Annotated in this window: 15 protein-coding genes and 1 pseudogene; 14 read left to right on the top strand and 2 right to left on the bottom strand. The window is 37.7% G+C overall.

Annotated elements, in window-relative coordinates; translation table 11 throughout:
• Positions 1-2 precede the first annotated feature (2 nt).
• The 6 genes from LS69_RS04090 (at position 3) to LS69_RS10785 (ending at position 6,236) form a co-directional block, all read left to right on the top strand.
• The gene (locus LS69_RS04090; protein ID WP_138122408.1) at positions 3-2,417 is read left to right on the top strand and encodes a flagellar functional protein; all 2,415 of its coding nucleotides are present in this window, start codon (positions 3-5) and stop codon (positions 2,415-2,417) included.
• Entirely contained in the window at positions 2,414-2,647 is a 234-nt protein-coding gene (xseB, locus tag LS69_RS04095; protein WP_138122410.1) for an exodeoxyribonuclease VII small subunit, read from the top strand. The genes LS69_RS04090 and xseB overlap by 4 nt, the downstream gene beginning before the upstream one ends.
• Positions 2,644-3,429: a carbon-nitrogen hydrolase family protein gene (locus tag LS69_RS04100; protein WP_138122412.1), complete on the top strand. Its 786-nt coding sequence runs from the start codon at positions 2,644-2,646 to the stop codon at positions 3,427-3,429. Before xseB ends, LS69_RS04100 begins: the two co-directional genes overlap by 4 nt.
• Positions 3,430-3,606: 177 nt before the next feature.
• A complete protein-coding gene (rpoD, locus tag LS69_RS04105; RefSeq protein WP_138122414.1) occupies positions 3,607-5,469 on the top strand; it encodes an RNA polymerase sigma factor RpoD in 1,863 nt (620 codons plus the stop codon).
• 228 nt (positions 5,470-5,697) lie between these two features.
• On the top strand, positions 5,698-5,922 hold the full coding sequence (locus LS69_RS10780; RefSeq protein WP_238699125.1) for a L,D-transpeptidase: 225 nt from the start codon (positions 5,698-5,700) through the stop codon (positions 5,920-5,922).
• A gap of 44 nt (positions 5,923-5,966) precedes the next feature.
• On the top strand, positions 5,967-6,236 hold the full coding sequence (locus tag LS69_RS10785) for a L,D-transpeptidase family protein (RefSeq protein ID WP_238699127.1): 270 nt from the start codon (positions 5,967-5,969) through the stop codon (positions 6,234-6,236).
• A gap of 100 nt (positions 6,237-6,336) precedes the next feature.
• Here the strand turns inward: LS69_RS10785 and LS69_RS10790 are convergent, their stop codons facing one another.
• Together LS69_RS10790 and purL are read right to left on the bottom strand one after the other, a co-directional pair.
• Positions 6,337-6,918, bottom strand: coding sequence for a hypothetical protein (locus tag LS69_RS10790; RefSeq protein ID WP_238699129.1), 582 nt, complete (start codon positions 6,916-6,918; stop codon positions 6,337-6,339).
• Positions 6,824-9,034: a phosphoribosylformylglycinamidine synthase subunit PurL gene (gene purL, locus LS69_RS04120; RefSeq protein WP_138122416.1), complete on the bottom strand. Its 2,211-nt coding sequence runs from the start codon at positions 9,032-9,034 to the stop codon at positions 6,824-6,826. Before purL ends, LS69_RS10790 begins: the two co-directional genes overlap by 95 nt.
• Positions 9,035-9,219: 185 nt before the next feature.
• Here purL and ppsA point away from each other — a divergent pair, with 185 nt between their 5' ends.
• The 8 genes and pseudogenes from ppsA to LS69_RS04160 form a co-directional block, all read left to right on the top strand.
• Positions 9,220-11,643: a pyruvate, water dikinase gene (gene ppsA, locus LS69_RS04125; protein ID WP_138122418.1), complete on the top strand. Its 2,424-nt coding sequence runs from the start codon at positions 9,220-9,222 to the stop codon at positions 11,641-11,643.
• 128 nt (positions 11,644-11,771) lie between these two features.
• Positions 11,772-12,395, top strand: a complete 624-nt coding sequence (gene serB / locus LS69_RS04130; protein ID WP_138122420.1) for a phosphoserine phosphatase SerB — start codon at positions 11,772-11,774, stop codon at positions 12,393-12,395.
• Between the two features lie 9 nt (positions 12,396-12,404).
• Entirely contained in the window at positions 12,405-13,415 is a 1,011-nt protein-coding gene (locus tag LS69_RS04135) for a transaldolase (protein ID WP_138122422.1), read from the top strand.
• Between the two features lie 60 nt (positions 13,416-13,475).
• Positions 13,476-14,012: a 50S ribosomal protein L25/general stress protein Ctc gene (locus LS69_RS04140; RefSeq protein ID WP_138122424.1), complete on the top strand. Its 537-nt coding sequence runs from the start codon at positions 13,476-13,478 to the stop codon at positions 14,010-14,012.
• A gap of 1 nt (position 14,013) precedes the next feature.
• Positions 14,014-14,691 carry an aminoacyl-tRNA hydrolase gene (gene pth, locus LS69_RS04145; protein WP_138122426.1) on the top strand — a complete coding sequence of 226 codons (678 nt, stop codon included), beginning with the start codon at positions 14,014-14,016 and terminating at the stop codon, positions 14,689-14,691.
• Positions 14,688-15,761: an LptF/LptG family permease gene (locus tag LS69_RS04150; RefSeq protein WP_138122428.1), complete on the top strand. Its 1,074-nt coding sequence runs from the start codon at positions 14,688-14,690 to the stop codon at positions 15,759-15,761. The genes pth and LS69_RS04150 overlap by 4 nt, the downstream gene beginning before the upstream one ends.
• A gap of 24 nt (positions 15,762-15,785) precedes the next feature.
• Positions 15,786-17,318, top strand: coding sequence for a bifunctional phosphoribosylaminoimidazolecarboxamide formyltransferase/IMP cyclohydrolase (gene purH, locus LS69_RS04155; RefSeq protein WP_138122430.1), 1,533 nt, complete (start codon positions 15,786-15,788; stop codon positions 17,316-17,318).
• Between the two features lie 43 nt (positions 17,319-17,361).
• A pseudogene (locus tag LS69_RS04160) lies at positions 17,362-18,425 on the top strand (hypothetical protein); the annotation flags it as partial.

Raw genomic sequence — 18,425 nt, forward strand, 5'->3', positions numbered from 1 at the left:
CTATGAGAAACAAGAAATATTGGGCATTTTTACTATTGTTTATCACAAATTCCCTGTTTGGATTGGAATTTTATATTAATAGCGGCAGGGAAGATAATAGAAATTTTGCAGTGCTAAATCTGCTAGATAATCAACCTTTTATCTGCACAGAATCCTTTAATAGAGAATCGGAAGTAAGCGAAATTGTTTGCAGATTTGACTTTCCCTTATTATCGCGGTTTGCGAGAAGCGAGACTTTATTTTTTTCTGTAACTCCTGAAAGTTTTGATGACAACACGCAGGGATTCTTTTTAAAAATTAAACCCAAAAATGGCAAAAAAATCAAACTCTACAATGCTGAATTTAGCCTTGTTTCAAGAAAGCCTATCCCGCAAGAGCATAACGAATCTTCTAAGCGGTGGCAAATCTTGGGCTATGAAAATAGAATTCCGTTTTTAAACGACAAGCCAAGCAATGGTTTGAATTTCCCAATATCTTTTGAAGAAGAGTTGCCAAGAATTGGGGCATTAGATGTGCAGTTGCGCCCGATGAATAATGAAGTAGGGGCGGATAAGGATTATTTCTTGCGCATACAATCTGCGATTTCAAACGAATCCTACACAGAAGCTTTAAACGCAATAGAAGAGATGTTGGGGCTTTATCCTGATACGATTTTTAAACGCGATGTGCTGTATTTTAAAATCGTCGCTTTGGATAGTTTAGAAAAAGAAGAAAACTACGAAGATATTATGATGCTTGCTAAAGCGTGGTTGGACGCTTATCCGACAGATGTTCATGTGCCACAAACGCTTTTTGTTTTGGCAAAAACCTATGCTAAAATGAATTTTTTTGAAGAAGCTAAGTATTACTATGATAGGCTTTTTACTGAATACAAAGGAGACAAATACGAGCTTCTAGCAAGGTTGGATTATGGCGAAAACCTCTATATGAGGGGAGATCGCAAGGTTGTTTTAAGTATGTATGAATCTACTTTGAATGAAACAACAGATTTGGAAGTCGCATCTTTGGCTTCTGTTTTGCTTGGAGATTATTATCGCAAGGCAGAAAATCGGGCGGAAGCGCAAAGGTATCTCAAAAATGTTTTAGACGCGAATCCAAACTTTTTCTTAAAAGAGATTCCAAAGCATTATAATATGCTACAAAGATGGGCAGAAGCAGGAATCTATGAAGTTCCAGCACAGGTTGCGGAAGTGATATTTGAAACAATAGAGGACAAAGACGACCCGCTTTATTTACCACTTTTAAAAAGTATGGCGATATGGTTTGATAAGTCGGGCAACCTTAAAAAAGCACACCAATATTATCAGCTTTTGCTTAAAGATACTGAAAGCGATTCAGAGCGACGCGAAGTGCGGAATCTTGATGATAATTTATTGCTAAATTATGATGAAGAAAATGCGACGAAAAAATTAGAACATTATGATTATGTAAGACAAAGCTATCAAGGCAAAGAAGAAGCCAAAATGGCTTTGGAGAAAAAGGCGCAAACTTTGTATGAATTGGGCAAATACCAAGAAATCTTTGCGATGAGAGAAGAGTTAGAAGAAGAATTAGGCGAAAGTCCTGAAGTTTTGCTAGATTCTCTAAGTGCGCTTACAAGGGATTCTTTAAAAAACCAAAACTGCAAAGAAGTAGCGTATTATGGAAGTTTATATGGCGAGAAGATTCCGCTAACAAGCAAAGAGAGATTGCAAATGTTTGATTGTTTGTTAGAAAACAGACAATACAATGTCGCAAAAACAATCGCCCAAATAGAATCTCAAGACGCAAAAACTGCAACAGATAAAGAGGATTGGCTCTATCGTCTTGCGTGGGTGCAATACCAAATGCAAGATTATCCTAAAGCAACCCTTGCTGCAAGAGATGCTTTGAATCTCCTTAGCAATCCTGCACATAATGATAGTGCGTGGGTATTGTTTATGTCTTTAAGCAAACAAGGAAGATACGAAGAGGCTTTCAAGATTCTGCCAATTTTAGAAGAAAAGCTTAAAGATGATGATAAGATGATTGAAGTTTATAAGGAAATGTTGCAAAGGGCACTTGTAAGCAAAGATGATACTGCAATCCAAGTTTATGCCAACAAACTCATCGCACTCCAAAAGCAACACCAACGCTTTGAATATTCGCCATGGGCGGAATTGGGTATGGTGGAAGCACTCAATCGCGAGGGCAGGTTTCAAGAATCTTTGGATTTATTAAAAAGTGCAGAAGCGCATATTAGCTCTGGCAATGAACGAATCCAAATTTATTATTTGCAAGGATATTTAAATGATAAATTAGGCAACAAAGCCGCAGCAATAGAATCCTACAATCAATGCGAGGCGGTAGAAGCGCAATCTGCTTGGAAAAATCTATGTGTAGATGCGAAAAAACTGCTAGAACAAGAAAATGAGATTCCAACAAGAGGACAGCAATGAAAAAAACAGATGCAATAAAACAAGTCAATGAGGAAAAGAATTTTGAAGATTATTTGGGTATTATTTCGCAATGTTTGGAGAAATTAGAAGACGAAAATCTTTCTCTTAATGAGGGTTTGAAATTTTATCAAGAAGGTATGGAAAACTTGCAAAAAGCGCAAAAAATCTTAGAAAATGCACAACTTCAATGCGAGGAACTCAAAACGCAGTATAAAAAGGAAGAACAATGAAAATCGCCGCTTTACAACTCTCAAATACCAAAAGTCAAAGCGAGATAGAATCCTATCTCAAAGCCGCCGTGGAAGCAAAGGCTAAAATCATTCTTTTTGGGGAATATTTACTCAATCCGTTTTTTAAAAATTTGGAATCTAAAAGTGATAAAAAATCCCAATGGCTAGAACAAATCAACAAAGAAAACGAAAGTCTTTTGCAGCTTTCTGCGAAATATGGAATCATCATTGTAACACCTATTTTGGAAGTTGTTTCTCGCAAAATCTACAAAACGATTCTGATTATCAACAAAGGCAAGGCATTGCATTATAGAGCACAGAAACTTATGCCCTATGAGCATTGGAACGAAGCGAAGTTTTTTGCCAATACTTCGCCTAAAATGCTTAAAACGCCGCCGATTTTTAGCGTTGGAGGGATTAAATTTTCGGTGCTTTTTGGTTATGAATTGCATTTTGATGAGTTTTGGTTGAAATTCAAAAATGAAAATGTGGATTGTGTTTTATTGCCGAGTGCTTCAACTTTTGATTCTTCTTTGCGTTGGCGTAGCATTATTAAAATGCGCGCCTTTTTGAATAGTTGCTATATTTTACGCGCTAATAGAATTGGGCAATACGAAGATACAGCGACAAAAAGCTTGTGGAACTTTTATGGAGATTCTTTGTTTGTTTGCCCTAATGGTGAAGTGATTGATTGTTTGGGAGATAGAGAGGAATTGTTGATTGCTGAAGTGGATAAAAAATATTTAAAAGAAATCAAAGAATGCTGGAGATTCCGTTCTTAAGTTTTGAATGAATGTAAAATCAAGCCAAACAAATAGAGGCACAAAGAGATTTTACATAGATTTTTGTTGTGTATTGGAATCCAAGTTATAAGCTAAGATTCAGCAATTTTAGATATAATCCGAGCTTTTACATTAACTTAAAAATAGTTTAAATTTATTGACTTTTTGGAGTTGGCTATGTCTGCAAAAAATATTAATCAACAATTAGATGAGTTGTTCCAAAACGAAACAAAATATGTTTCTTATGAGAAAATTGCACAAGTTTTACATAAGCTTCCTACTGCGGCACAAGCAAAGAGAGTAAGCGAGTTGGCAAAAAAATACGAGAAAAAGTTAATGTCTGCTTCTGAAGTGGCAAAGATTCTCAATCAAGACGACGCACGGAAAATCAAAGAAGACAAAAAGCGACTCTTAGATGAAGAACTAGAAGATGAATTTGATTTTATGAAAGAGCGTGAATTGCTAGAATGGAGTCGTAGCGATAGCCCTGTTAGAATGTATTTGCGCGAAATGGGGCAGATTCCGCTTTTGACGCGCGAAGACGAAGTAGAGCTTAGCAAAAATATAGAATTGGGCGAAAATATTATCTTAGACGCCATTTGTTCCGTGCCTTATTTGATTGACTTTATTTTGGATTATAAAGAAGCCTTGATTAATCGTGAGAGGCGTGTAAAAGAGCTATTTAAAAGCTTTGATGACGATGAGGAAAACGACAGAGAAGAGGAAAGTGAAGAGGAAGAAAATGAAAGCGAGAATGAGGAAAATGACGGAGAAGATTCCAAAAAACCCATTAGCAAAAAAGACCAAAAACGCATAGAGAAAGTTCTCATCAGCTTCAAAGCGTTAGAAAAAGCCAAAAAAGACTGGCTTAAAACTTGGGAACAAGAAAAGGATAATGAAACTTGTGAGGATATGCTTTATCTGCTCACTCTTGCACACAAAAAACAGCTTTTAAAGGAAAAATTACTAGATTTAGGACCTACAAGTAAGTTGATTAATGAGCTTGTGAAAGCAATGGAAAACACGATTAAAAGTGATGAGGGATTTGAAAAGGAATTAAAGCGTTTGGAATATCGTTTGCCTTTGTTTAATGATATTTTATTGAACAATCATAAAAAAATCTTAGATAATATTATAGAAATGAATAAGGCAGATATTACGGCGGCTGTGCCTGAAGCAACGATGGTTTCTACCTATATGGAAATCAAAAAACTTTTTCAAACCAAAGCAGCAAGTGAGGGAAGCTTTGATTTAGAGCCAGAAAAGTTGAAACAGATTTTGGAGCAAATCAAACGCGGTAAGGATATTGCAGATAAGGCAAAAACCAAGATGGCAAAATCTAATTTGCGCCTTGTTGTGAGCATTGCTAAGCGTTACACTAATCGCGGATTGCCCTTTTTGGACCTCATTCAAGAGGGCAATATCGGGCTTATGAAAGCTGTGGATAAATTTGAATACAAAAAGGGTTATAAATTTTCTACTTACGCGACTTGGTGGATTCGTCAAGCCATTTCTCGTGCAATCGCAGACCAAGCCCGCACGATTCGGATTCCAATCCATATGATTGAAACCATTAATCGTATTAACAAAATTATGCGCAAGTTCCTGCAAGAAGAGGGTAAAGAGCCGGATTTGGAAAAAATCGCCGAAAGCGTTGGATTGCCGGTAGATAAAGTGAAAAATGTTATCAAAATAACCAAAGAACCTATCAGCTTAGAAGCACCTATTGGTAATGGCGAAGATGGGAAGTTTGGGGATTTCGTGGAGGATAAAAGTTCAGTTGGACCTATGGATCATATCTTGAAAGAAGATTTGAAAAGCCAAATTGATGATGTGCTAGATCAATTAAATGAGCGCGAAAAAGCTGTGATTCGTATGCGATTTGGATTGTTAGATGATGAATCCGATAGAACCTTAGAGGAGATTGGCAAGGAGCTAAATGTAACGCGTGAGCGTGTGCGTCAAATAGAATCTAGCGCAATTAAAAAGCTAAAACACCCAAAAGTAGGGCGCAAACTTAAGAATTATATTGAAGAATAGCGTGGGATTCTAGGTTGTAATTTAGCAAAGACTAGATAAATAGCGGTAAATCCTTATTTATCTTTGGTTGCCCTAAAGCACATTTTATAAAATGCTCCATGGGATTCTTATAATAATTTATGAAGTCTTGCCTTTGAAATTCATCTAGTTGCAATGAATCCTTATTGCAATCAAAAGCATAAAATAAGTATTGCGATTGCAAAAATAAAATCCCAAAAAGTAAAAGTTATGAAAAAATATTTCGCAATCATTGCAGTAGTTTTATTGACAAGCGTTGGAGTGATGATTTTTTATGATAAACCAACACAGATTCCAAAATCCAAACAAAATCAACAGAATGCACAGATTACTCATATTGTAGTAGAAAAATCCAAGCGAATCTTAAGCTTATATGCCAAAGATGAAGTGATAAAAACCTATCCTATTGCTCTAGGAGAATCCTATCGGACATAAACAATTTGAGGGAGACAGAAAAACACCTGAAGGGGAATATTGGATTGATTCTAAGAATCCAAATTCGCGCTATTTTTTTGAATCTTGGCATTAGCTATCCTAATGAAGCTGATAAGGAATATGCGCACAATCTTGGCAAAAGTGCAGGTGGAGATATTAAGATTCATGGGCTTCCTAATGGGTTTGGCTTCGCTAAAGAGGCTTTTCGTTTATATGGTGATTGGACGAATGGTTGCATTGCTGTTGATAATGAATCTATGCAAGAAATTTATAATCTCGTTCCTATTGGCACACGCATTACTATACTTCCTTGAAGTCTTGAGGGTGCAGAAATACAGCATTGGCATTTGCTTAAAATTGCGATTCCTTTAAGGTATTAAAACAAAAATGATTTTTGGGGAGTTAAGCGGAATCCTAAAACATTCTAAATCCCAACAAAATACATTTGTCAAAATAGGGCAACACACACATTGCCTTGATGTCGCCATCTATGCCAATATCGCGTAAAGTCTCATAATAGCGAATATCAAACTGCAAATGGCTATTGGCACTTGTAGAGATTCCAACTCCGCTTTGTTCATTAAAATAAATAAACCAAGAAATTTTGCTAAAAACCAACACTAATGCGTGGAGCTGGTTTAAAACTTCCTTTTCTTTGGGGCTTAGGCGATGATAACCCTCACGAGAAACGACAATACGATGACGAAAGCGCACGAAGTTACGCGCGAGGGTTTGCGTATGAACTTGATTGTAAAATTGGTCAAAATCCATAAAATTAGGCTGAATCAAAGGAATCTTGGAATCCTGCGCAATAAGAAATAAAGGGAAAAATATAATCCATAAAATTTTTAAATTGATTGTTTTGTTTTTGGGATTCTTTGTTAGAATCCCAAAGGGAAGCTTAAAGGGATTCCACAACATTTTGGAATTGTTGATAAAAGATTTTTTTAGCTTCTTGAAGCGGTAGAGAGATTCCGCCGATATTGAGTGTTTCACCGCCAAGCGTTGCGATTTTGGTTAGGACTAGGTTGGAATCTTGAAGTAAAGAGTTAAGTTTTTGGATATTTTGGGATTCCACAGCAAGTAAAATTTGCGTAGGAGCTTCGCCAAAAAGCATATCAAAAGTGAGATTAGTTACGCTTTGAGCACCGATATTTCCCCTGATACACGCCTTTGCAAGAGCAAGTGCTAAGCCACCTTGATAAATATCCACTGCTGCTTTAAGAAGTCCGTGTTCGTTGGCTACATTGAGGAAACTCCATAAAAACAATTCATCTTTAAAGTTGATTTGCGCAATCTCACTTTTGAGAGAATTACCGCAATATTTCGCCACAAGACTTGCGCCAAATTTTGGTGCGATTCCTTTAGGGGCGAGACGATAAACTTCCAATTCTGCAGTTTCAAAACAAGATTTTAAGACATTATCCACTGCGTCAATCACGCCAACACCCGCAATGCTTGGTGTGGGATAAATATCCTTGCCATTAGTTTGGTTATAAAGACTGACATTACCGCTAACAACAGGAGTATTTAAGGCTTTACAAGCTTCTTTAATCCCCTCACAAGACTCCTTGAATTGCCACATTACTTCTGGATTCTCTGGGCTTCCAAAATTCAAACAATCCGTGATAGCTAAAGCGCGTCCGCCGCGTAAAGCAATATCGCGCCCAACCTTTGCCACAGCTTGTTTTGCTCCCTCTTTTGGGTCAAGATAGCATAATCTACTTTGACACGCGACACTCATTCCTAAGCCTCTTCCATTTTCTTTGACGCGAATCACACTCGCGCCTCCCGCGCCACTAGGAATGATGGTGTTGGTTTGCACGGTGGAATCGTATTGCGTATAAACCCAAGCTTTATCGCAGATTTCTGGGCTTTTGAGCAAGGTTTCAAACACTTGTTGGGGGTTTTGGGATTCTAATTTTTGTTTATCTAAAGCTTCAATAGAATCCAAATAATGCGGAGTTTCACACACTTCGCGCTCTAGTATTGGGGCTTTTTCACTAAGAGGGGCGATAGGAATCTCGGCGCATTTTTCGTTATACCAAAAAAGCTCCATTTTGCCACTATTAGTAACTTCTCCGATAATGGCGCAATCTAACTCCCATTTAGAGAAGATTTCTATGATTCTTGCTTCACAACCTTTTTTAGCGCAAATCAACATTCTTTCTTGCGATTCGCTAAGCATTAATTCATAAGGCGTCATTCCACTTTCGCGCATTGGCACTTTATCTAGGTGCATAATCATTCCACTTCCGCTGCGTCCTGCCATTTCAAAGCTAGAGCTAGTAAGCCCTGCTGCGCCCATATCTTGGATTCCTACAATCAAATCCTGCTTGAATAGTTCCAAACAAGCTTCCAAAAGTAATTTTTCGGTAAAAGGATCGCCTACTTGCACGGTGGGGCGCAAAGATTTAGAATCTTCACTGAAAGAATCACTACTCATTACCGCGCCTCCTAAGCCATCACGCCCTGTTTTTGAGCCTACATAAATCACCGGATTTCCGATTCCCTCTGCTTTGCCATAGAAAATTTCATCGTTTTTAACAATTCCAAGCGAAAAGGCATTGACTAAAATATTCCCATCATAACTTGGTTCAAAGCTCATTTCACCGCCAATCGTTGGCACTCCCATGCAGTTTCCATATCCTCCGATTCCTGCAACAACTCCACGCAATAAATAACGATGTTTTGCACCAATGGAATCTCTTTTGGTAATATCGCCAAAACGGATAGAATTAAGACTTGCAACCACTCTAGCACCCATTGTGAAAATATCACGCATAATTCCGCCCACACCTGTCGCAGCTCCTGCGTAGGGTTCAATGAAGCTCGGGTGATTGTGGGATTCCATTTTAAAAACCGCTCCATAGCCTCCGCCAATATCAATCACTCCTGCATTTTCGCCGGGTCCTTGAATCACCCATGGAGCGCGGGTTGGAAAACCGCTAAGATAGATTTTGCTAGATTTATAACTACAATGTTCACTCCACATTGCAGAAAAAATACCAAGTTCTACTAGATTAGGTTCTCTTCCTAAAATATTCAAAATCTTGTCGTAATCTTCTTGCGTTAGCTTATGCTGTTTTAAGACTTGAGGTAGATTTTCCATTTTTTTCCTTTTTGCTTTACATTGTTTTAGTGTGTAAAATTTACAAAATATACTGAAAGTTTATCAAATGACGCATAAAGTATAGATAAACCTAAGATTGAGATAAGTTAAATTCAGTAGAATATGCGCGTTTTATTTTTGTAAAACAATTTTCACGCTAGGCAATTTTTAAGGAGAAATTTAAGATGAAATACATCAAGTTTTTCAAAGAGCTAAACAATAAAGATGTCCCTATTGTTGGGGGAAAAAATGCAAGCATTGGAGAAATGTTTCAAGAGCTTGTGCCAATGGGAATCAAAGTTCCAAATGGTTTTGCAATTACGAGTGAAGCGTATTGGTATCTATTAGATAGTGCAGGGATTCGTGATAAAATCAGAGAATTACTTGAGGGGATTGATGTAACCGAAATTGATGTATTAAATGTTCGCTCCAAAAAAATCCGTGATATGATTTTTGGCACTCCATTGCCAGAAGATTTGCGCGAAGAAATTTTAGAAGCTTATAGAATCTTAAGTGCGGAATATAAAATGGAAGAAGCAGATGTAGCAGTCCGAAGTTCCGCAACTGCTGAAGATTTGCCTGATGCGAGTTTTGCAGGACAGCAAGATACTTATTTGAGTGTGCGTGGAGAAGCCGAGCTAATCCATTATGTTAAATCTTGTCTTGCTTCGCTTTTTACAGAAAGAGCGGTGAGTTATCGTGCGTCAAGGAATTTTGACCATTTCAAAGTCGCGTTATCTGTGGGTGTGCAAAAAATGGTGCGTTCAGACAAGGGAAGTTCGGGTGTTATGTTTAGTATTGATACAGAGACCGGCTTTAAAGACGCAGTTTTCATTACTTCAAGTTGGGGGCTTGGCGAAAATGTCGTAGGTGGTACGGTCAATCCCGATGAATTTTATGTTTTCAAACCCTCTTTGGAATTAGGCAAACGCCCTATCTTGAAGCGTCAGTTGGGATTCAAAAATATTAAAATGGTTTATGCAGCACCCGGCGCAAAACACCCTACCAAAAACATTGAAACCACCGAAGAAGAGTTGAAAAGTTTCTCATTGGAAGATGATGAAGTGCTTACTTTAGCGCGTTATGCAATGTTGATTGAGAAGCATTATTCTAAAGAAGCTGGAGAATATCGCCCAATGGATATGGAATGGGCAAAAGATGGCAATAGCGGAGAGATTTTCATCGTCCAAGCGCGTCCTGAAACCGTGCAAAGCCAAAAAATGAAAAAACAAAGCAATAACTTTGAAAAATATTTCTTTAAAGATAAAGGCGAAAAAGAGATTCTACTCACCGGTAAAGCAGTAGGAGGCAAAATCGGGATTGGAAAAATCCGCGTGATTGATAACATCTCCAATATGGGAGAGTTGAAAAAAGGAGAAATTCTAGTAACAGACAATACAGACCCTGATTGGGAACCTGCGATGAAAAAAGCGTCGGCGGTGATTACGAATCGTGGTGGGCGCACTTGCCACGCGGCAATCGTTGCGCGTGAAATTGGCGTCCCTGCGATTGTGGGAGCAGTGGGCGCGACAGAAAAGCTGGAAACAGGTATGGAAGTTACCGTTTCTTGCGCAGAGGGTGAAGATGGATTTGTATATAATGGGGTTTATGAGTATGAAGTGGAGAAAATTGACTTAAGCACTCTTGAACAACCCAAAACCAAAATTTATATGAACATTGGGAATCCAGAAAAAGCCTTTTCTTTTTCTATGATTCCAAATAATGGCGTTGGACTTGCTCGAATGGAGTTTATTATTAACAACTACATTAAAGCGCACCCTTTGGCATTGATTGATTTGCATAATGGAAACAAAGAATTTGACGGCATTGAGGGTGTGCAAGAGATCATGTCAGGCTATGCGAATCCTAAAGATTTCTTTATCAAAAAAATCGCAGAGGGCGTGGGAATGATTGCTTCTGCTTTCTATCCGAAGCCCGTTATTGTGCGCACGAGTGATTTTAAATCTAATGAATATTGTCGTATGGTAGGTGGCAAAAACTACGAGCCAACAGAAGAGAATCCAATGATTGGATACAGAGGAGCAAGTCGCTATTATTCCGAGCAATATCGTCAAGCTTTTGAATGGGAATGCCAAGCACTTGCTATGGCGAGAAACGAAATGGGATTCTCTAATATGAAAATTATGATTCCATTCCTAAGAACTCCTGAAGAGGGGCGCAGAGTGCTTGATATAATGCGCAAAAATGGCTTAGTGCAGGGCGAGAATGGATTGGAAATCTATGTAATGTGCGAATTGCCTGTGAATATTGTATTGGCTGATGAGTTTTTGCAACTCTTTGATGGATTTTCCATTGGCTCAAATGACTTAACACAACTGACACTTGGCGTCGATAGAGATGGTGAGCTAGTAAGTCATATTTTTGATGAGCGCAATCCTGCATTGCTGAAGATGTTTAAAATGGCGATTGAATCTTGCAAGAAACACAACAAATATTGCGGAATCTGCGGACAAGCTCCAAGTGATTATCCAGAAATTGCAGAATTTTTGGTTGAAAATGGCATCACCTCTATCTCTCTAAATCCGGATTCCATGATTGAGACTTGGGATAGAATCGTCCAACTCGAAAAGAAACTCGGAATCTCTTAAATACAAGTAGGGCTTCTAAGCTCTACTTGCTTTAAAAAAGATAAAAAAATAAACTAAACTTCATTTTTGAAATACTTTTAATTTGTGCATTGTATAATGTTTATTATTTTTGGATTCTAAGGATTTTTTTGAAACTTGCAGTATTTGATTTTGATTCTACGCTAATGGACGGCGAAACGATTGATTTACTTGCACTTGCAAATCATAGCGAAGCAGAAGTAAGCCAAATCACTAAAGAAGCAATGGCGGGAAAGTTAGATTTTCATGATAGCCTCAAAAGGCGTGTAGCGACACTTAAAGGAATGCCTTTAGAAAAAGTCTATGCAGTTTGCAATCATCTTCATTACAATTTTGGCGCAAAAGAACTCATCGCAGAGTTAAAAAAACGGGATTACAAAGTCGTTGTTTTTAGCGGCGGTTTTGATGAGGGAGTGAGTGCAGGGCAAAAAGTGCTTGGTTATGATATGTATTTTAGCAATACTTTGCATCGCAAGGACAATGTATTGACAGGAGAAGTGGGAGGCGAGATGATGTTTGCATACTCTAAAGGGCGTATGCTAGAGAAATTGCAAATTCTACTAAATGCAACTTATCAAACAACTATTGTTATTGGCGATGGAGCAAATGATGTTTCTATGTTTGATTATGCAGAAAAAAAGGTCGCATTTTGTGCGAATGCGGTATTAAAAGAAGCCGCAAATATCATCATTGATGAAAAAAATCTTATGCTAATTAAAGAATATTTGGATTAAGGAGGAAATATGCAAGAAAGTGCTTTACTTTCACTTTGGTGTGATTTTGTTGAAAGGGATTTTTTGGAGAATGATTTTATCAAAATGATAGAGGGAGATTTGGTAGAGGGTGCTACGAGCAATCCGGCGATTTTCCAACAAGCTTTTTTAAACGAAAGCTATCAAGAGCAAAAAAATTCGCTCAAAGGCAAAAGCGCAAAAGAAATTTATGAAGCACTTGCTAAAACAGACATTCAACGCGCTGCAGAGTTGCTTAAACCGCTTTATGATACGAATCCTAATGACGGCTATATTAGCATAGAAGTAGATCCGAATCTATGCGAAGACACAAAGGCAACCATTGAAGAGGGTGTGCGCTTGTTTCATGATATTGGCTATCCGAATGTAATGATAAAGATTCCTGCGACAAAAGCGGGTTTTGGCGCAATGGAAGAGCTAATTTCACAAGGAATCTCTGTTAATGCAACTTTGGTTTTCAGTAAAGAACAGGTTGTAGGTTGTATGGAAGCGTTTAAAAGAGGCTATGAGCAATTCAAACAAACAAGTAAAAAAGAGCTTAAAGACTATCCACGCGCGGTTGTGAGCATTTTTGTTTCTCGTTTTGACCGCAAATGCGATTCTATCTTGCAAGAACACGGAATCCCAAATGCAACTTTAGGGATTAAAAATGCGCAATATTTATATCATATTCTTAACAGCTATTCTTTGTCAGGAGTGCGTGCGCTTTTTGCAAGCACAGGCGTGAAAGGCAACGATTTAGAACCCGCATATTATATCAAAGAGCTTTATCACCCTTATGCGGTCAATACTGCGCCTCTTAGCGCGTTAAATGCGTTTGTAGAGTTGGAGGATATAGAAGAAGCTTACTTACCAAGTTTAGAGGAATTAGAAGAGTTTTTTGTTGGTGTGAAAGAAGCGGGTGTGGATTTAAATAAAGTCAGCAAGGAGCTTTTAGAGCAGGGTTTGGAAGATTTTAAAGTCGCTTTTAGTAAGATTTTAGCAAGTTTAGAATCTATTTAAATTAAGTTTTATTAAACCCTGCTATAATGGCGAGTTTATTTTAATTTTTAAGGATACAAAATGTTAAGTGGAATAATTAGAGAGAGTATTTCTAAGTCCGACGCTAAGACTTTAAGAAAAAATGGTTATCTAATTGCCAATATCTATGGAAAAGGCAAAGAAAATATCCATTGTGCTTTTAAACGCAATGCTTTTATTCGCGAAGTCAAGAACAAGACGGATTTAATCTTTGAAGTAGAAGTTGGCACACAAAAATATCCTGTGGTAATCCAAGAATACCAAAAAGATCCTGTTACAAGCGAAATTATCCATGTGGATTTAATGTTGGCACAACAAGGAGTAGAGGCTAAATATTCTGTAAAAGTCCGCACAGTTGGCACTCCAAAAGGTCTTAAAAATAAAGGGGTTTTGATGATGTCCAAAAAACGCATTAAAGTCAAATCTAAACCTGAAAATTTGCCTAAAGACTATGAAATCAATGTAACAGATTTAGATGTTGGTGATGTTGTGCTTGTGCGCGATTTACCTGCGTTTGATGGCGTTAAAATTGTAGAACGAGATGATGTTGCGATTGTTGGTGTGATTAAATCTCGCTAAAATGTTTTTAATCGTAGGTTTAGGGAATCCGGGTCAGAAATACCAAAATAACCGACATAATATCGGTTTTAGAGTTTTGGATTCTCTGATCTACTCTTTTAATGCAATCAAGCAAAGCGATAAAAACTTTCAAGGTGAAGTTTATAAAGCAAACCAACTTCTTTTTCTAAAACCTCAAACTTTTATGAATCTTTCGGGACAATCTGTGCAAAGTGTCAAGAATTTCTATAAAATTACAGATTTTGCAGTCGTGCATGATGAGCTAGATTTGCCCTTTGGTGCGGTAAAATTTAAATTTGGCGGAGGAAGTGGCGGTCATAATGGTTTAAAATCCATTGATTCTTTATGTGGCAATGAATATTATAGAATCCGCTATGGGATTGGTAAACCAAGCAATAAAGAGCAAGTGATTCATTGGGTTTTGAATGATTTTTCCAAAGAAGAAGAAATGGAGAATCCAAAACTTATTGCGCATTGTGCAAAAGCGTCGTTGGAGATTGCCACATTAGAATCACCCAAAGAATTATCAAACAAAATTTCTAGTATTTTTACATTAAATCCAAACACTTCAAATACAAAAAACAAAGAATCTCAAGCCAAAAACCTCAAGCCAAACCCTAAAGATTCTACAATGCAAACTTATGCTTTATCTCAAAAACATTGCAAAGAGAATCCATGAAGCTTTTTTTTTGCTATATTGGCTTTTTATACCTTAAATATTTTTTCTTTTTATTTGTTTCTTTGGAATGTTTTTTTGTTGTAATTGATTTAGTGAAATATTTGGACGAATTGCCTAATTCTGCTAATTTAATCGTGCTTTTGATGGTATATGATTTTATGTATGCAAGTCAATTCATCTTGCCGCTGTCCTTGATTTTAGCACAAATTGTGCTTGTGATTGTTTTGCTTAAAAGCTCACAATGGACTGCATTTTTGGCATTAGGGTATTCAAAGCTAAAAATCTTTTTGCCTATTTTTTTTCTTAGTTCTTTGATGTCGTTTTGCTTTATTGCGCTCAATGCCACGCCTTTTGCTTATGCTAAGGAACAAGTAGATTTGATTGTTGATAGGGGGTTTTTGGGAAGTGTCAAAAACGATTTGTTTGTCAAATATGATAACACCTATATTTATCTTGAAAAGATTTTCCCTCTATTACAAAGCGCAGAGGGATTGCATATTTATGAATTTAATCAAGACAATAGCGAGATTCTGCGCATTGTGGAGTCCCCCAAAGCAATTTTTAATGGAGAAGAATGGACTTTGCAAAATGTTACAATTGTGGATTTGGATAAGGATTTGCAAATTGGGCAGAATCCTTTAAGGATCCAACACATAGACTCTTATACGACTTTACATGGATTTAAGCCTAAAATTTTGGAAAATATCTATGAGCAAAACGGCAGTATTTCTATTATTGATGCGTATGAGGCAATCACTCTTTTAGGTGAGCAAAATGTCAATACCCAAAAAATTCGTGGTTTGCTTTATAGTCTGATATTTTTTCCGCTTTTTGCTCCATTTGCAATGATTTGTTTAAGCTATTTTACTCCAAATTCCAATCGTTACGCGAATCTAAGCTTGATGACATTGGGTATGATTTTGGGCGTTTTGATGTTGTGGGGGATATTTTTTAGCTTTTCAAGATTGTCTATGAGTGGGTTTTTGCAACCAGAATTTAGTATTTTGTTGCCGATTTTTGTGCTTTTTTCGGTAAGCTTTTTTGTTTTGCTAAAGATTCTAAAAGCATAAATCAATTATCAAAAGGAGTTAGAAATGACGGCACTTTTAAGCGTAAGTGATAAACAAGGAATCGTAGAGTTTGCGCGAGAATTAGTGGGGTTAGGATATGAGATTCTATCCACGGGCGGGACTTTGAAAGTTTTAGGAGAAAATGCGATTCCCGCATTAGATGTGGCACAATACACGCAAAGTCCGGAAATGTTTGATGGGCGCGTAAAGACTTTGCACCCAAGAATCCATGGAGGGATTCTTCATCGGCGCGGAAATGCAGAGGATAGGACAAAGGCACAAGAATTTGGAATCCGTGATATTAGTTTGGTTTGCGTGAATTTATATCCTTTTAAAGCCACGATAGAGCGCACAAATGATTTTGAAGAAATTATTGAAAACATTGATATTGGCGGTCCTTCAATGGTTCGGGCAGCTGCAAAAAACTTTGAATCTGTGTTGGTTTTGACAAATCCTAGTGATTATGAAGAGGTTTTAGTGCGCCTTAAAAACAATCAAAACACATTGGAATTTCGCCAACGCATGATGATTAAGGCATTTGAACACACCGCGAGTTATGATTGTATGATTGCTAATTATATGAATGCGCGATTTAATGGGGGATTTGGAGAATCCCATTTCATCGCAGGGAAGCTTGTCGCGCATACGCGCTATGGGGAGAATCCTCATCAAAAAGGCGCGTATTATGAGTTTGGCGATTTTTATTCTACAAACTTCAAAACTCTTAAAGGCGAGATTAGCTTCAACAATCTTACCGATATTAATAGCGCAGTCAAAATTGCATCAAGTTTTGGCGAAGTTCCGAGTGTGTGTATCGTAAAACACGCCAATCCTTGCGGTTTTGCTATCAAAGAGACTTTGAAAAATTCCTATATAGAAGCACTCAAATGTGATTCTATCTCTGCTTTTGGCGGAGTTGTGGCAGTCAATGGAATCGTAGATTTGGAACTTGCGCAAGAAATAGGCAAAATCTTCATTGAGGTATTAGTCGCAGCGGATATTTCCAAAGAGGCTTTGGAGTTTTTAGAAACCAAGAAAAAAATCAAACTTTTTGTTTGTGGTGGCAAATTTTTGAAGTTTCCCAAAGATAATCAAGACTTTAAGCATATTGAAGGCGGATTTGTCTTGCAGGATTCTGATAAAGTCGCAGAAGATGAAGTGGAAAACGCGCAGTGCGTGAGCCAAAAAGTCGCAACAAAGGCGCAAATGCAAGACTTGAAAATCGCCTATAAAATCGCAAGTTTAGTTAAATCAAATTGCGTGGTTTATGTCAAGGATTCCGCAATGGTAGCCGTAGGTATGGGAATGACAAGTCGTATTGATGCGGCAAAGTCTGCTATTAGAAAGGCGGAGGAAATGGGATTGGATTTGCGCGGTTGCGTGTTGGCAAGTGAGGCATTCTTTCCTTTTAAAGACAGCATTGAAGAGGCGCAAAAAGTCGGCGTGAGTGCTGTGATTGAACCGGGTGGCAGCATTCGTGATGAAGAAGTGATTGAATGCGCAAATACCTATGGTATGGCACTTTATTTCACGGGTAAGCGGCATTTCTTGCATTAATTGTGTGGAGTGGATTCTATTTCGGAATTTCAAGGAAACAAGAATGTTTAAAACCTTAATGGAAAATGGAAATGTTATTTACCATTTCAATCCTTTAGAGCAGGTGTTGCGAGATTCTAAAGTCGCATTTTCGGGAAGTGGAAATATCCTATTTCTCGCTCCTAAAAGCCTTTTGAAAAACACTAATATTCATTTTTATGGCAATAATGCTTTGGTTTTTATTGGGGATTCTACAACAACTAAAGAAAATATTGATGTGCAGCACGAAAGCGTTTGTTATATCGGAAATGCCAATTACTTCAATCCCTGCGGTAGCGGAAGATGGTTCTGTTTATCCGAGCGTAAAAACCTCATTATTGGCAACGCGTGTTTGATTTCCCATACTCTTTGGTTTCGCCTTGCAGACCCTCATTTGCTTTATGATAGCACTTCGCATTTGCGCATTAATCCTAGTAAAAGTATTTATCTAGGCGACCATATTTGGATAGGGCAAGAAGTGGGATTCCTTAAGGGCGCGTTTGTCGGCTCTGGCGCGGTGATAGGGGCAAAATCCCTTGTAACTGCCAAAAAATTTGCTTCCAACACAATCAATGCTGGAAATCCTTGTAAAGAAATCAAAAATAATATTTTTTGGAGTGGAGAATGTGCGCATTCTTGGAAGCAAGAACAAACGCAAAAATATCAAAAAATGCCAAAAAACGATTTTAAATACTCTTATTCACGCGAACGCTTCCTCTCGCCATTGGCAATAGAAGCGAAATTGGAATCCTTAAAAAGCGCGTTAGAGAAGCTAGAGTTTGTCTATGATGTTTTGTATTGTAATGCGGATAAAAATCGTTTCGCTTATCAAAAGGATTGCGCATTTGATGTGTCTTTGCCACATTTCCTAAAGCAGTTTTATAAACTCAACTTCCAATCCATAAATCCAACAAATAACAAGGAAGAATACCCGCCCAAAGCCTCTTTGTATGATAGAATCGCAAACCTTGAATCCGCACTTTTTGGCACTGCCAAATCCCGAATCCAAAACCACCTTGCTTATAAAATAGGGCAGATTCTAACTAAAGACTCTAAAAGTTTTAGTGGAATCTTAAAAATGCCTTTTAA

This window comes from Helicobacter sp. MIT 05-5294 (assembly GCF_000765675.1).
Lineage (GTDB): Bacteria > Campylobacterota > Campylobacteria > Campylobacterales > Helicobacteraceae > Helicobacter_D.